Below are 686 nucleotides of genomic sequence, written 5' to 3' on the forward strand. Positions count from 1 at the left end.
CGCCAGGGGCGGACTCCGGCGGCGAGCCACTGGCGCAGGCCGACGACGGAGTCCGCGCCGGGCACGCGCTCGAGCACCGTGTCGGCCAGCACGAGCGGGACGACCTCGTCGTCGGCGCGGTAGCCCACGACCGACCCCTGCGAGCGCTCCACGTCGCGCAGCGCCGAGGAGGGGACGATGAGCGGACGCTCTCCGTCGGACGAGACGTCGTCCAGCAGCGCGTCGTCGACCCCGCGGGTCCAGACCACCCGGCGTCCGGACAGGCCCAGCTCCTCCAGCGTGCTGGTGGTGGCGGCGTCCACGACGCGGCCCAGGGCGGTGCCCGTGCGGTGCCGGGCGAGGCCGAGCGAGTCCGGGTCGGCGTAGTCGAGCACCCACAGCGACGTGCGCCGGGCGAAGGCGACGAGGTCGTCGCGGAAGCCGACGACCTGCTGGCGCTGGGCGTCGGTCAGCTCGAAGTCGTCGGGCAGGTTGCGGCCGGCGGCCAGGTCGGCCAGCTCGACCAGGAGCGACGGCTCGAGGACGGCGGTGGACGTCGCGGGGGACGTGCGGGCCAGGTCCAGGACGTTGCGCAGGCGTCCGGACGGCGACACGGCCGAGACCAGCCGGCCGGGGATCGAGGTAGGTGCCGTCACCGCCGGCGGCGTCGGGGTTGGCGAACGGCCAGGCGACCGAGACCGGCACCT

1 protein-coding gene is annotated in these 686 nt (G+C 75.9%); it reads right to left on the reverse strand.

What is annotated here, in order from left to right; all coding sequences use genetic code 11:
• On the reverse strand, positions 1-635 hold a 635-nt coding region (locus AC2W7G_RS17845), incomplete at its 3' end, for a hypothetical protein (RefSeq protein ID WP_485869607.1).
• Positions 636-686 lie beyond the last annotated feature (51 nt).

The organism is Aeromicrobium sp. PFPM2_SD2 (assembly GCF_057364525.1).